We start from the raw sequence: 14253 nt of genomic DNA on the forward strand, positions 1-14253 counted from the left end.
TTATGAAACCAAAAGAAAGACAACTTGCGATCTTAGATTATTTGCAAAGTAACGGTAGAACTGCCGTTGATACTTTGGCACAATATTTTGCCACAACCGGTACGACCATTCGTAAAGATTTAACTGTATTGGAGAGTGAGCGAAAAGTTTTGCGGACTTACGGGAGTGTTGTATTAGCGGGTAATGAGAAAGAAGACGATGAATTACCGATGACTAATAAAACCCACATCAATTTAGAACAAAAACGCAAGATTGCGAAGGCTGCAGTCGGTTTATTGAAAGACGGAGATTCGATGATTATTGATTCCGGTAGTACCGTGCTGCAAATGATTCCGTTGTTGGGAAAACTGGATAATTTAACGATTATGACCAACAGCTTACATATCATTAACAGCCTAGTAAGTTTGGAAAATAATCATGAATTATTAATGTGTGGCGGTACTTATCGAGCGAGATCCGCTTCTTTTCACGGTGTTTTGGCAGAATCCACCTTTGATAAATTTAATTTTGATAAATTATTTATCGGTACTGACGGTTTCGATCTTGAATTAGGATTAACGACTTTTAACGAGGTGCACGGTGTTAGTCAAGCAATGACGGGCGCTGCACGGGAAATCATTGTATTGGCGGATTCGTCAAAATTCGGACGGCGCAGCCCGAATGTCGTCTGCCCGTTAGATAAAATTGATGTTGTGATTACGGATAACGGTCTGGATAAACAAACTCATCAAGCCTTGTTAGAACGAAATATTCAAGTGCTTATTGCCGAATAGCGGGATAAATTCAGCCCGAATAGATTCGGGCTGATTAAAAAAGGCTATTGCAATGCAATCCTCGCCGCAGTATTACTTGTCCCCCTAGGCTTGGCTTGAGGGACGTTTTAATCTGGTTCACTATAAATGATGAAGAAGGGATTCCTTTTTACAAACTATTCATCGCATTGATCAGCCTGATTTCATCAAATTTTTTAATATCCTGCACATAAATTGCGGCTTGTTGAATTTTTCCTTCACGCAGTAATTTTTCCCGCTGAGTGCCTTGTAACAAAGGCGTATCAGGTGTGAACCAGTGATTTTCTTGGCGGAAAATTAAATTTCCGATAGAACAGTCCGTCACTTTTCCCTTTTTAATAATCATAATCTCATCACAATCTCTCCGCTGTGCAAATAGTGTATTGAGTAAGCCTCGATTGGTATATTTCAAGCCATATTCAATTTCATCACAAATCACAGGTTGGAAAGTACGGTAGATTTTTCGTGTGTATTCAAAATATTGAACGAAGGTGGTTTTATCATTGTAATCAATACGACAACGTATCAGTTTATTTTGCAAATGTTCGGGCGGTTGGATTAACTCAAAAAGTGAAAAAATATTAACCGCACTTTTGCCATAAAATTGATGTAGGCTGTGTTCATAACGTGCTTGGTGATCGTCGATATTTTGAATTTCGCCCTGTTCGATGGCTAAGGTTTCAAATAGCGGAAACATTAATTTTCCTTCTTAATCGGTAAATAGACTTTTTCGAGCAATTCTTGATATTCTTCTTCTAAATGACTATGAATAGTAATACCACCGCCACTGTGAAAATAAAATTTATCATCACGTTGAGAAATAAATCGAATTGCTACCGCACTTTGCAGGCTTTTTCCATCGAAAATGCCAAAAACACCGGTGTAATAACCACGTGTCAGCTTTTCCGCTTGTTGAATAATTTGCACGGTTTTTTCTTTCGGCGCACCGCTGATAGAACCGGCAGGTAATAATGTCGCAAGGATATTTCCTACCTTTTCTTGCCAATTTTCTTCCAATTCACCGCAGATTTCGGAACTTGTCTGTAATATTGCATTTTTTTGTGTTTGAATACGGTCTACATAGCGAAATTTTGTTACTCGAATGTTTTTTGCCACCATTGCGAGATCGTTACGCATTAGATCGACAATCGTATAGTGTTCACGCTGTTCTTTTTCATCACTTAATAATTTTATTTCCGCATTGGGTAAGTGTGCGTTAATTGTCCCTTTCATCGGGTAAGTGGCGATTTTATTTGCGTGAATATTTACAAAACACTCGGGGGAAAAGCAGACAAATTGATTTTTCAACCATAATTTATAAGGGGCGTGAGTTTGATAAAAAAGCTGCTCAAGAGTGAAATTGCCTGAAATTTCAGTTTGATAAGTCAGATTTAATAAATAGCTATTACCTTGTTGTAATGCTTGTTGAACAAGTTCGAAACCCTGTTGATAATCTGAAAGTGAAATCGGATTTTTGTCGATATGAATGAATTTTTGCGGAAAGTTTTTTTGTTCCGCAGTATTCGTGTTGCCTAAAATATTGAAAAAAATCCCTTGTGAAGCTATTTTTTCTAAGGGAAAAACAAGCGGTTTTTCCTGTTCAAAATCAATCAAAAAGAAAAAAGGGGTGCGTTGTGTGCCGTAAATATTGGCTTGTTCTATAAAATGTTGCATTGTGTTATTTCTAATTTATAGTGAATTAAATTTAAAAACGTCTATTGCGTGGCTGCATCTCGCCGTAATGCTTGTACTATCTTCGGCATCCATTTTAATTTAATTCACTATAGCGTAAAATTGCCCGATTATAACGAAAGCCGAGAAGTTATGAAATTACTCATTATTAATAATCACGATTCTTTTACTTTCAATTTAGTGGATCTTATTCGCCGTCTTCAAGTGCCTTTTGAGGTGTGGAATGTCGAAGGTTTGCAAGAAAGCACGCCTGAATTTTTCACGCATATTTTAATTTCTCCCGGCCCTGATGTCCCGCGGGCTTATCCGCAATTATTTAATATGTTGGAAAAATATCATCAAAAAAAATCAATTCTCGGTGTTTGTTTAGGGCATCAAACGTTGTGTGAATTTTTCGGTGGAACACTTTATAACTTGGCTGCGGTTCGTCATGGGCAAAAACATTGTTTAAAAGTGCGGTCAAATTCCCCGTTATTTTTGGGTTTGCCGAAACAATTCGAAATCGGTTTATATCATTCTTGGGCTGTGCAAAGGGAAGATTTTCCCGAACCATTGGAGATTACCGCCGTTTGTGATGAAAATGTCGTGATGGCAATGCAGCATAACTATTTGCCGATTTATGGCGTACAGTTTCATCCGGAATCTTATATGTCGGAATATGGCGAGCAAATTTTGCAAAATTGGTTAAATATCGTGAACTAAATTTAAAAATATTGACGATCATTGCTGCATCTTGATGTGCGGTTTGAACTGTCTGTCTTCGCCTAACGCACCTTACAATGTTTTGTACAAGTGCTGCATAACAGCGCATTTTTTTAATTAATTTCCTATAACTACCCCATAATAGTGCTTGCGTATTAAGCAAAAATACGTATTATAGCCGTCTATACGTCAATACATCTAAATGAAAAGAGAAAAATTATGTCGAGTTATTTATTTACTTCAGAATCCGTGTCAGAAGGACATCCGGATAAAATTGCCGATCAAATTTCTGATGCGGTACTTGATGAAATTCTAAAACAAGATCCTAAAGCCCGTGTTGCCTGTGAAACTTATGTGAAAACCGGTATGGCTTTGGTGGGCGGTGAAATTACCACATCGGCTTGGGTGGATATTGAAAATTTAACCCGTAAAGTGATTTGCGATATTGGTTATGAACATTCCGATATGGGCTTTGACGGACATTCTTGTGCAGTGTTAAATGCTATCGGTAAACAGTCTGCGGACATTAATCAAGGTGTGGATCGTGAAAATCCGCTCGATCAAGGTGCGGGCGACCAAGGTATTATGTTTGGTTATGCAACCAATGAAACCGATGTATTAATGCCGGCTGCCATCACCTATGCGCATCGTTTAATGCAAAAACAAGCGGAAGTGCGTAAAAGCGGTAAATTGGCATGGCTGCGTCCTGATGCGAAAAGTCAGGTAACATTAAAATATGAAGACAATAAAATTGTCGGTGTGGATGCTGTGGTGCTTTCAACTCAACATTCGGAAGAGATTAATCAAAAAGAGCTTCACGAAGGCGTGATGGAAGAAATCATTAAACCTATATTGCCAAGTGAATGGCTTTCAAAAGAAACGAAATATTTTATTAATCCGACCGGTCGTTTCGTGATTGGTGGGCCAATGGGGGATTGCGGTTTAACCGGACGTAAAATTATCGTTGATACCTACGGTGGTGCGGCCCGTCACGGTGGTGGTGCGTTTTCAGGTAAAGATCCATCAAAAGTTGACCGTTCGGCAGCTTATGCCGCTCGTTATGTGGCGAAAAATATTGTAGCGGCAGGTTTGGCAGATCGTTGTGAAATCCAACTTTCTTATGCAATCGGCGTGGCGGAACCTACTTCCATTATGGTGGAAACTTTCGGTACGGGCAAAGTAACAAACGAATTGCTAGTGGCTTTAGTTCGTGAATTCTTCGATTTACGTCCTTACGGCCTAATCAAAATGCTGAATTTAATTCAACCGATTTATCGTGAAACGGCGGCTTACGGGCATTTCGGACGTGAACAGTTCCCATGGGAAAACGTGGATCGTGCAGAAGAATTACGTGCTGCGGCAGGTTTGAAATAATTATTTTCTTATAGTGAATTAAATTTAAAAATGTTTATTGCATTGTTGCGTTTCGCCAGTTTGTCCCCTCTTCGGCTTGCAGTTTAATTTAATTCACTATAAAAACCGCTATTTTAGCGGTTTTTGTTTTTTAGGAATTTATGCTTTCATCACAAACACAGTTTCGACATTTAAAAATGCAAGTTCAGCGTAAACTTGTGGAATCGTTGCGCCTTGCGGAAGAATATTTTAGCCGCAAATTCCCGATGCCTGTGGTGAGTTATGATTTACGCGGTGTGAAAGCGGGTGTTGCCTATCTACAAAAAAATGAAGTTAAATTTAACCGCACTTTATTGTTAGAAAATTCGGATGAATTTATTCGGCAGGTTGTACCGCACGAACTCGCACATTTGATTGTGTATCAGATGTTCGGACGGGTGAAACCGCACGGGGCAGAGTGGAAAGCGCTAATGAATCAGGTGTTCCATTTACCGGCGGATATTTGCCATCAATTTGATGTGCAAAATGTGCAAGGAAAAACCTTTGAATATCGTTGTCTTTGCCAAACCCATTTGTTGACTACTCGCCGTCATCATCGCATTTTAAAGGAAAAAGCCGAATATTTATGCCGAAAATGTAAAGGAAAACTGAGGTTTGTGGAGGATACTTAACCATCTTCTCACTCCAACCGTATTTTAGTGATTAAAAATACGGTTGGCTTTTTTATAGTGAATTAAATTTAAAAATGTCTACGGTATTACTACACCTCGCCGTGCTATTTGAACTGTCTTCGGCTTGCAGCTTTGTATCCATTTTTATTTAATTCACTATATAGTTAAGATCAGGATTAAATCAATGCTTTGAGAGCCTGAACAAATTTTAAATAGTGTTGATATTTCTCTTGGTAAGCATTGAAGTGGTTTTGATTAGGAATAATGCTGCGCATACCTGAATTTAAAATCGTATTTTTATCTACGCTTTTTTCTATTGCTCCCATTGCAACTAATGCTGCGCCTAGACACCCTGTTTCTTCTACCGATGGAATTTCCAATTTCATACCGGTTAAATCCGCCAACATTTGCATCCATACGTTAGATTTGGTCGGGCCACCGGTAACCCTAAGTATGTTTGCGTTGGGGAAACGATGTTTCATTTTTTCTAAATGGTACATAAGGCTGAAGAGTACACCCTCATAAACCGCCTGCAATAGATGGATTTCCGTATGATAAGATTGCAACCCGTAAAAGCCCGCTTGCATACCCAATCCGGCATTAGAACCATAAAGAAAAGGAACAAACAAGACAGTGCTTTTTGCTGGTTCTAAAGCCTCAATACCCTGATTAATCGTCTCGTAATCCAAATGTTTAAAACGATTTAAAAACCATTCTAAATTGCCTGATGAAGTAGGGCTGGCTTCGTGGATAATAAATTTGTTTTTTTCTGCATAACGACCATAAACAAAAGGGATTGATTGGCTTGAATCAACGCAATCGGTAATGCCGCTTACTACAGACCAAGTTCCAAGTACGATATTCAATTTTTTTTCATCATCCAAATCGGCACAAAGTGCGGTCGAAACGACATCAAATAAGCCGCCGACAACGGCAGTTCCTTCGGTTAATCCTGTCATTTCCGCCGCTTGTTTAGTGATATAACCGGCAATCTCTCCGGATTTTATAATTGGTGGAAATTTATCGAAAATCTCCTCAATACCAAGTAATTTTGCAAGATGAATATCATATTGCTCGGTTTCAATATTATAGATATTGGATTCAGAAATATTGGTTTCTTCGCAAAATAACTGTCCGGTTAAGCAAAATCGTAAGTAGTCGTGAGACATTAAAACCGAACCGATGCTCGCATAGCGTTGAGGATCATTTTCTTTCAGCCAACGAAGAATTGAAACGGGATGGCCTGTCCATAATGTTTGTCGGGTAATCGGATAAAGTTGTTCCGGAACACCCTCTACTTGCCATTTTTTGACGATTTCAAGCGCGCGTTGATCAGAAGATAAAATAGCCCGTCCCAGAGGACGATTTTGTTTATCTAATAAAAACGCACCTTTTCCTTGGGCGGAGATGCCAACCGCTTTGATGTGTTTTGACGTGATATTACTTTTCGCAATAGCTTCTCGGACAACTTTTGCGGTCGTTTGCCATAACATTTCCGGATCCCGTTCAGCATAGCCGGATTGCTCACTAATAACGGGAATATTTTGGCGGGCTATGCCATACAATTTTCCGCTATTATCAAATAATGCGGCTTTGATAAATGTTCCGCCGCAATCAATGCCTAAGTAATAATTCATAAAACCTCGAATAAAATGAAAGCAGTCAACCAAACCATCACTGTTGACTGCTACGATAGGATTATTTGGCTAATTCATCAATTTTATGGACTAATGTATCGCCATGTTTTTCGATATAAGACTTACGTACTTTTTCTTCAATGAGTGCCTTAAATGGAGCAGGATCAATGGTTTCCGTTACTTCAACGCCTTCTTTACGTAACTTGGCAATAATTTCTTGCTCGTTTTTTACGTTGAGATCCCGTTGAAATTTCCCGGCTTCTTTGGCGGCATCTAAAATAGCTTGCTGAAGCGTAGGGGAAAGCGAATCAAATTTTGCTTTATTCATCACAACAATTAACGGGGTATAACCGTGATTACTTAGCGTTAGATATTTTTGCACCTCATATAATTTTGAAGACCAAAAAATACCGATCGGATGTTCTTGTGCATCAACTGCTCGTGTTTCTAATGCGGTGTAAAGTTCTGCCAATGGCATTGGCACAGGGTTCGCACCTAAAAGAGAGAAAGCCTCGATATACATTGGATTTTGGTTGGTTCGGACTTTTAGTCCTTTCACATCTTCCGGTTTTGTCATCGTATGTTTAGAGTTAGAGAAGGCTCGGAATCCGACATCCCAAAAGGCTAATCCTTTAAGCCCTTTCTCTTCTAGAGATTTTAGTAAGCCTTGTCCGATTTCGCCGTCTAATACTTTATAAACGTGTTCGCGATCTTTAAAGATAAAAGGAATGTCAATCACGTTAAGCGATTGCACCAATCCGGTGAAATTAGGCGAACCCGACATTTCAAGATCAATCGTACCACCGCGAACGCCGGCAATCATTGTTTGTGCGTTGCCCAGAGTGCTATCCGGAAAGAGTTTGAGTTTTACTTCAGATTTTGTTTTCTCCGCTAACAATTCATTAAATTTTTTGGCGGCGATATGTTGAGTATCACTGCGAGGTGCTTCATAACCAAATCGTAAACTGATTTCTGCAGAAGCGGCTGATGCGTTAAATATCGCCATACCGGCAATTAAAGCGGTTAAGAATTTCATTTTAAAACGTTTCATAATGTGCTCCTGAATTAAGCGTTATTAAAAATAAGTGATTTTTACAACATCCATTTAAGTGGAACCAAAATTAGTGATGGAAAGAGAATGAACAAACCAAGCAGGATAAGCATCATACCCATATAAGGAAGAATGCCTTTTGCTGCTTGATCAAAGGGGAGTTTTGAAACACCGGTAATCACATTTAATACATTCCCCACCGGCGGCGTAATTAAACCGATTGAGGTGTTTAGAATAAATAACACGCCGAAATAAACCGGATCGATACCTGCTTCTTCAATTAACGGCATTAATACCGGAGTCAGAATTAGCACGGTTGGCGTTAAATCCATCACCATACCGATAATAAACACCGAAATCATAATCACCACTAACAATAAGGTTTGATTGTCAATTAACGGTTCTAAAAATTCCGTCATCATTTGCGGTAATTCCGCAATGGTAATCAACCAACCGGTTACATTAGCCGCTGCCACTAAAAACATCACAACTGCGGTTGTTTTACCTGCGGCAAGAATCACTTTATATAGGTTTTTGATTTTAAGTTCGCGATAAACAAACAATGAAATGATCAAGGCGTAAAATGCCGCCACGACACCGGCTTCCGTTGGCGTGAATATGCCGGAACGGAATCCGCCGATGATAATCACCGGCAACAGTAATGCCCAAATACTGCTTTTAAAAGAAGCACATAGCTCTTCTTTGGTTGCTTTTGAGAATGTCATTAAATTTAAGCGTTTCGCTTGCCACCACCAAAGTGAAGCTAATGCGATCCCCATCATCAAACCGGGAAAAATACCGGCTAAGAAAAGTTTTGTAATAGATACGCCACTTGCTACGCCAAATACGATAAAGGGAATAGAGGGAGGAATAATCGGGGCGATAATGCCCGCCGTTCCAATTAAACCGGCGGATTTATCAACGGGATAACCGGTGGTTTTCATCATCGGTAATAACATTGCCGCAACCGCAGCCGTGTCTGCGACAGCCGAGCCGGAAAGGCTTGCCATAATCATTGCTGCGATAATCGCAACAAAGCCTAAACCGCCACGTTTATGACCTACCAGTTTCATCGGTAAGTCGATAATACGTTTCGACAATCCGCCTTCATTCATAATTTCGCCGGCAAGAATAAAGAAAGGGATCGCCATCAGTGAAAAGCTATCGGCACCACTAATTAAATGTTGCGCTAAAATCTGAGAGTCAAATAAATCAAGTTGCAGCATTAACGCAATACCGCAAATTAACAGTGAAAATGCCACCGGAATACCTAAGATGATGGCACCAAGCAAGACAGAGAGGAAAATAACAACGATCATGCTTTCTCTCCCTTTGTTAAAAAGGTGATTCTTGATACAACACGGGCAATTAACAATATGCCGATTAAACCGCCTGCAGTAACCCCGGCGAAGTAGGTAATGCCCTGTGGTAAACCTGAGATCGGTGCCAAATTGGTGAGGTTTAATTGGAACAGAATCCAGCTTCCGTCAATGATTAAATAGCAGCAATAGAGCATTAGGCTATCGGTAAAGATACCTAATAGATTACGCCCGTTTTGAGATAGCTTATCCGTTAAAATGGTAACGTTGACGTGCTGATTATCGCCGAATGCCAATACCGCCGCTAAGAAAGTAAGCCATACGAACATATAACGGGAAACTTCTTCCGTCATATTAATGCTACTGTTAAAACCATATCGCAATACAACATTCAGAAAAACTAAAATTGCCATCACGGATAAAATGAAAACGACGAACATCTCCAGTATTTTTCCAACAAATTGCGCAAAACGTTTCATCATTCTTCCTCCAAGTCATCAAGCGCCACTTTGATAACCACTTTACGAATCGTAGAAATTTCATTTTGCTTACAGGCACTACGATGTACATCTTCCGGGAAAAATACGGCAAAATTGCCTGTACTGCATATCAGTTCCTGCTCATTTTTGACAGCCTTATAAAATAGAATATCGCGCGTTGCGTCGTAAGGCTCGGCAATTTGATGATGACCTAAATCCGTTGCAACAGCCATTCTTTCTGTCCCTGAATGCCAGTATTGCACATCGATATATTGACGATGTACTTCAGGGAGCGATACCTCTTCGGGAAGCGTTTTTAGATCAAGAATCTGAACATAGGATTTACCTTTGAACGGGTAGCGACCGGCTTCCATTCGGTTAAAATCCGTCCGCTTCAGATAATCTAAAGCGGCGAAAATTGTTTTTGGGTAGCGATTGGCGATGATATGAGAAATATGACCGAAAATCATAAGCCCTCCTAAAAAACTTTTAGAAAAAAGACCGCACTTTAAAGTGATTTGAGTTTTGCCCAAACGGTATCATCCACCGGAATGCCATTGGCTTTGTTATCGGCAAGAATTTGAGTAAATTCGTGACCCGGTAAACGCACTTCTACGTTCGGATCCGCTCGTTCAGCCGTTTTCACATATTCCATAATGCGATTGAGTTTTTCATCTTTGGTTTTACCGTCAATTAAACGATCAACTTCAATGGCAATGAAGACTTGAGAAACGCAGTATTCGTCATCTTTGTCTTCCGTAACGGCAACGGTAGATTCGCCGTTAGAAAGGAGGGTGGCGATCATATCCAATACAATGGATAAACCTGATCCTTTCCAAAAACCCATTGGCATTAAACGGCGGTTTTTTTCTACGGTTGCCGGATCACGGGTTGGCTTTCCTTCGTCATCAAAGCCGGCATCGACAAAAGTTTGGCGACCTTGCAGACGATGTACTTCCAACATTCCATAGGAATACATTGAACAGGACATATCCACCATAGTAATTGGGGTGGTTGGTACGGCAATAATTAACGGGTTGGTTCCGATACGGCATTCTTTCGCCCCCCAAGGCGGCATGACTGCAAGGGCATTTGTCCAACAAATACCGATATAACCTTTTTCCGCCGCTTGCCAACCGTAAGATCCACCACGCATCCAATGGTTGGCATTGCGTAATGCCACAACACCGATTCCATTTTGAGAGGCGAGTTCAATCGCCCGATCCATCATTTTCTTCGCGGTTAAATTTCCTATGGCTTGGTGTGCGTCCCATTGTTCGATTGCGCCTAATGAAAGGACCTTAGTCGGTTGTGCTTCAGGCACAATATCGCCGTTTTCCAGTTGCTGAATAAAGCGCGGAAAGCGGTTTACGCCGTGAGAATAGGCACCTGCCTGTGTGGTATCGGCAAATACGGTGGCGCATTCTTCGGCAATATCTTCACGTACGTTACGAGCAAGTAAAACCCGTTTGAACTCAGCTTTTAAATCGTTATAAGACACTTTCATTTAACATCTTCCATTTCATATTGTAAAATCATATTTCAAAATATACGATTATTTCGTTGCTAAGTCAATTTGAGAGAAAAGATAAATTTCTTTTAAAATCAATTGGATATAAATTTGTTTTCATTTTTGTGACTAATGTCTCATTTTTATGAGAAAATATTTCATATTATGAAATAGGATGATTTATAAAGAAGGAAAAACTATGGCGGAAGAAAAATCAACCGGTAATCAAAGCCTTATCAGAGGACTTCGGTTGTTAGATATGTTAAGTGATTTTCCTAATGGTTGCCCATTAGCGAAATTAGCGGAGATTTCAGGATTGAACAAAAGCACGGTTCATCGTCTTTTACAGGGGCTGCAAAGAGAAGGCTATGTAAAACCTGCTTCCACGGCGGGGAGCTACCGGTTGAGTATAAAATGCCTCAGTATCGGACAAAAAATATTGACTTCAATGAATATTATTAATGTGGTATCCCCTTATTTAGAGCAGCTTAATCTAACTTTAGGCGAAACCATTAATTTTTCTCAAAGAGAAGATGATAAAGCCATTATGATTTATAAGTTAGAGCCTACTCACGGAATGTTTAAAACACGGGCTTACATTGGTCAGCACATATCGCTTTATTGTTCGGCAATGGGAAAACTTTATTTGGCTTATCCTAAAAAAGAAGGCTATCTATCGTACTATTGGCAAACCCACCAAAATGTGATTCAACAACTGACGAAAAATACCATCACCCAATTAGATGAAATGGAAGTAGAACTAGAAAATATTCGGCAAAATAAATTCGCAATGGACAAAGAGGAAAACGAAATGGGCGTAGTCTGTATCGCTTGCCCGATATTTGATTCTTTTCATCAAGTGGAATATGCCGTTTCGGTTTCTATGTCGATTTATAAACTGAAAAAAATCGGTATTGATTTTTTCCTCAATGAAATCAAAAAAACAGCGTTGGAGATACCAAAAGAGTTGGGCTATACGGGTGAGATATAAACTATACCTAAAAGTGCGGTCAAATATTCAATTTATTTGAATATTGAGAACATGTCCCTTGAAAACACCGTTTTCATTCTTATATTTGTGGCGTTCAACTTTAACTTATTTCATTTTATAAAGGAAAAACTATGTCAAAAAATCAAGAAACCCGTGGCTTTCAGTCCGAAGTGAAACAACTTCTTCAACTAATGATTCATTCTTTATATTCCAATAAAGAAATTTTCTTGCGTGAGCTGATCTCTAATGCCTCTGATGCGGCGGATAAACTTCGTTTTAAAGCGTTGTCTAATCCGGCGCTTTATGAAAATGACGGCGAATTACGTGTACGTATCAGTTTTGATAGTGAAAAAGGGACGATTACTATCAGCGATAACGGTATTGGTATGACTCGTGAGCAGGTTATCGATCACTTGGGGACTATCGCAAAATCGGGAACGAAAGAATTTTTGACCGCACTTGGACAAGATCAAGCTAAAGATAGCCAGCTTATCGGTCAATTCGGTGTCGGTTTTTATTCCGCTTTTATTGTGGCGGATAAAGTTACCGTAAAAACCCGAGCGGCAGGAGAAACAGCGGATAACGCCGTGATTTGGGAGTCTGCAGGAGAAGGGGATTACTCGGTCGCGGATATTGAGAAAAAATCTCGTGGTACGGATGTGATTTTGCATTTACGTGAAGATGAAAAAGAATTTTTAAACGAATGGCGTTTACGTGAGATTATCGGTAAATATTCCGATCATATCGGGCTTCCTGTGGAAATGCTCACGAAGGAATATGATGATGAAGGGAAAGAAAGCGGTGAAAAATGGGAAAAAATCAATAAATCCGAAGCCCTTTGGACACGTAGTAAAAACGATATTTCCGATGAAGAATACAAAGAATTTTACAAACATTTAAGCCACGATTTTGCGGATCCTTTACTATGGGCACACAACAAAGTAGAGGGTAATCAAGAATATACCAGCCTGCTTTATGTGCCGAGCAAAGCACCTTGGGATTTATTCAATCGCGATCATAAACACGGCTTAAAACTTTATGTTCAACGTGTCTTTATTATGGATGATGCGGAACAATTTATGCCGAATTATTTACGTTTTATGCGCGGATTGATTGATAGTAATGATTTGCCGTTAAACGTATCGCGTGAAATTTTGCAAGATAATAAGGTGACTGCAGCATTACGTAAAGCCTTAACGAAACGTTCTTTACAAATGCTCGAAAAACTGGCAAAAGACGATGCGGAAAAATACCAACAATTTTGGAAAGAGTTCGGTTTAGTGTTAAAAGAAGGCCCGGCCGAAGATTTCGGAAATAAAGAAGCAATTGCCAAATTATTACGCTTTGCCTCAACCCACAACGACAGCAGTGAGCAAACCGTTTCTTTGGAAGATTATGTTTCTCGTATGAAAGATGGGCAAAAAGCGATTTATTACATTACTGCCGATAGTTATGTTGCTGCGAAAAATAGCCCTCATTTGGAATTGTTTAATAAAAAAGACATTGAAGTGCTGCTATTATCAGACCGTATTGATGAATGGATGTTAAGCTATTTAACCGAATTTGACGGCAAAGCATTACAAAGTATCACGAAAGCGAATTTGGACTTAGGGGATTTGGCGGATAAAGAATCCGAAGCCCAAAAAGAACAAGACGAGGCCTTTGGTAGCTTTATCGAACGTGTGAAAACTTTGTTGGGCGATCGTGTAAAAGAGGTGCGTTTAACCCATAATTTGACCGATACACCGGCAGTGGTTTCTACGGATAATGATCAGATGACTACTCAAATGGCAAAACTTTTCGCTGCCGCAGGTCAACCTGTACCGGAAGTGAAATACACCTTTGAACTCAACCCTGAACATCACCTAGTGAAAAAAGTGGCGGACATTGCGGATGAAGCACAATTTGCCGATTGGATCGAATTGTTGCTTGAGCAATCGATGCTTGCGGAACGTGGTTCTTTAGAAAATCCGGCAGCCTTTATTAAGCGTATTAATAAGTTATTAGGCTAATTCATTGCGATGATTTAATGTTATGGTTAAAATCCTCAGTCTGAA

Annotated in this window: 14 protein-coding genes; 6 read left to right on the top strand and 8 right to left on the bottom strand. The window is 39.7% G+C overall.

Going from position 1 to position 14253, the window contains the following annotated elements; translation table 11 throughout:
• Positions 1 to 2: 2 nt before the first annotated feature.
• Positions 3 to 773 carry a glucitol operon DNA-binding transcriptional repressor SrlR gene (srlR, locus tag IHV77_RS10265; RefSeq protein ID WP_194811856.1) on the top strand — a complete coding sequence of 257 codons (771 nt, stop codon included), beginning with the start codon at positions 3 to 5 and terminating at the stop codon, positions 771 to 773.
• Positions 774 to 921: 148 nt separating this feature from the next.
• On the opposite strand, the gene IHV77_RS10270 is transcribed toward srlR, so the two are convergent.
• Positions 922 to 1488 carry an aminotransferase class IV family protein gene (locus IHV77_RS10270; protein WP_194811857.1) on the bottom strand — a complete coding sequence of 189 codons (567 nt, stop codon included), beginning with the start codon at positions 1486 to 1488 and terminating at the stop codon, positions 922 to 924.
• Entirely contained in the window at positions 1488 to 2465 is a 978-nt protein-coding gene (locus IHV77_RS10275) for an aminodeoxychorismate synthase component I (protein ID WP_194811858.1), read from the bottom strand. Before IHV77_RS10275 ends, IHV77_RS10270 begins: the two co-directional genes overlap by 1 nt.
• Positions 2466 to 2615: 150 nt before the next feature.
• Here IHV77_RS10275 and IHV77_RS10280 point away from each other — a divergent pair, with 150 nt between their 5' ends.
• The 3 genes from IHV77_RS10280 to IHV77_RS10290 all read left to right on the top strand — a co-directional run bounded on the left by IHV77_RS10280 (position 2616) and on the right by IHV77_RS10290 (position 5209).
• Positions 2616 to 3185: an anthranilate synthase component II gene (locus tag IHV77_RS10280; protein ID WP_194811859.1), complete on the top strand. Its 570-nt coding sequence runs from the start codon at positions 2616 to 2618 to the stop codon at positions 3183 to 3185.
• A 219-nt stretch (positions 3186 to 3404) separates the two neighbouring features.
• A complete protein-coding gene (gene metK / locus IHV77_RS10285; protein WP_194811860.1) occupies positions 3405 to 4559 on the top strand; it encodes a methionine adenosyltransferase in 1155 nt (384 codons plus the stop codon).
• A gap of 140 nt (positions 4560 to 4699) precedes the next feature.
• Positions 4700 to 5209 (top strand): SprT family zinc-dependent metalloprotease, encoded by a 510-nt coding sequence (locus IHV77_RS10290; protein WP_194811861.1) that lies wholly within the window; start codon positions 4700 to 4702, stop codon positions 5207 to 5209.
• A gap of 176 nt (positions 5210 to 5385) precedes the next feature.
• On the opposite strand, the gene IHV77_RS10295 is transcribed toward IHV77_RS10290, so the two are convergent.
• From IHV77_RS10295 to yiaK, 6 genes are all read right to left on the bottom strand, one after another.
• Positions 5386 to 6846 (bottom strand): FGGY-family carbohydrate kinase, encoded by a 1461-nt coding sequence (locus tag IHV77_RS10295; RefSeq protein WP_194811862.1) that lies wholly within the window; start codon positions 6844 to 6846, stop codon positions 5386 to 5388.
• Positions 6847 to 6907: 61 nt separating this feature from the next.
• The gene (locus tag IHV77_RS10300; RefSeq protein ID WP_194811863.1) at positions 6908 to 7897 is read right to left on the bottom strand and encodes a TRAP transporter substrate-binding protein; all 990 of its coding nucleotides are present in this window, start codon (positions 7895 to 7897) and stop codon (positions 6908 to 6910) included.
• Between the two features lie 41 nt (positions 7898 to 7938).
• Positions 7939 to 9216, bottom strand: a complete 1278-nt coding sequence (locus tag IHV77_RS10305) for a TRAP transporter large permease subunit (RefSeq protein WP_194811864.1) — start codon at positions 9214 to 9216, stop codon at positions 7939 to 7941.
• Positions 9213 to 9695, bottom strand: a complete 483-nt coding sequence (locus IHV77_RS10310; RefSeq protein WP_194813279.1) for a TRAP transporter small permease — start codon at positions 9693 to 9695, stop codon at positions 9213 to 9215. The genes IHV77_RS10305 and IHV77_RS10310 overlap by 4 nt, the downstream gene beginning before the upstream one ends.
• On the bottom strand, positions 9695 to 10165 hold the full coding sequence (locus IHV77_RS10315; protein ID WP_194811865.1) for a YhcH/YjgK/YiaL family protein: 471 nt from the start codon (positions 10163 to 10165) through the stop codon (positions 9695 to 9697). The genes IHV77_RS10310 and IHV77_RS10315 overlap by 1 nt, the downstream gene beginning before the upstream one ends.
• Before the next feature lie 38 nt (positions 10166 to 10203).
• A complete protein-coding gene (gene yiaK / locus IHV77_RS10320; protein ID WP_194811866.1) occupies positions 10204 to 11202 on the bottom strand; it encodes a 3-dehydro-L-gulonate 2-dehydrogenase in 999 nt (332 codons plus the stop codon).
• 202 nt (positions 11203 to 11404) lie between these two features.
• Here yiaK and IHV77_RS10325 point away from each other — a divergent pair, with 202 nt between their 5' ends.
• Both IHV77_RS10325 and htpG read left to right on the top strand, forming a co-directional pair.
• Entirely contained in the window at positions 11405 to 12196 is a 792-nt protein-coding gene (locus tag IHV77_RS10325) for an IclR family transcriptional regulator (protein ID WP_194811867.1), read from the top strand.
• Between the two features lie 131 nt (positions 12197 to 12327).
• Entirely contained in the window at positions 12328 to 14208 is a 1881-nt protein-coding gene (htpG, locus tag IHV77_RS10330) for a molecular chaperone HtpG (protein ID WP_194811868.1), read from the top strand.
• Positions 14209 to 14253: the final 45 nt, after the last annotated feature.

This window comes from Rodentibacter haemolyticus, from assembly GCF_015356115.1.
GTDB classification, from domain to species: domain Bacteria; phylum Pseudomonadota; class Gammaproteobacteria; order Enterobacterales; family Pasteurellaceae; genus Rodentibacter; species Rodentibacter haemolyticus.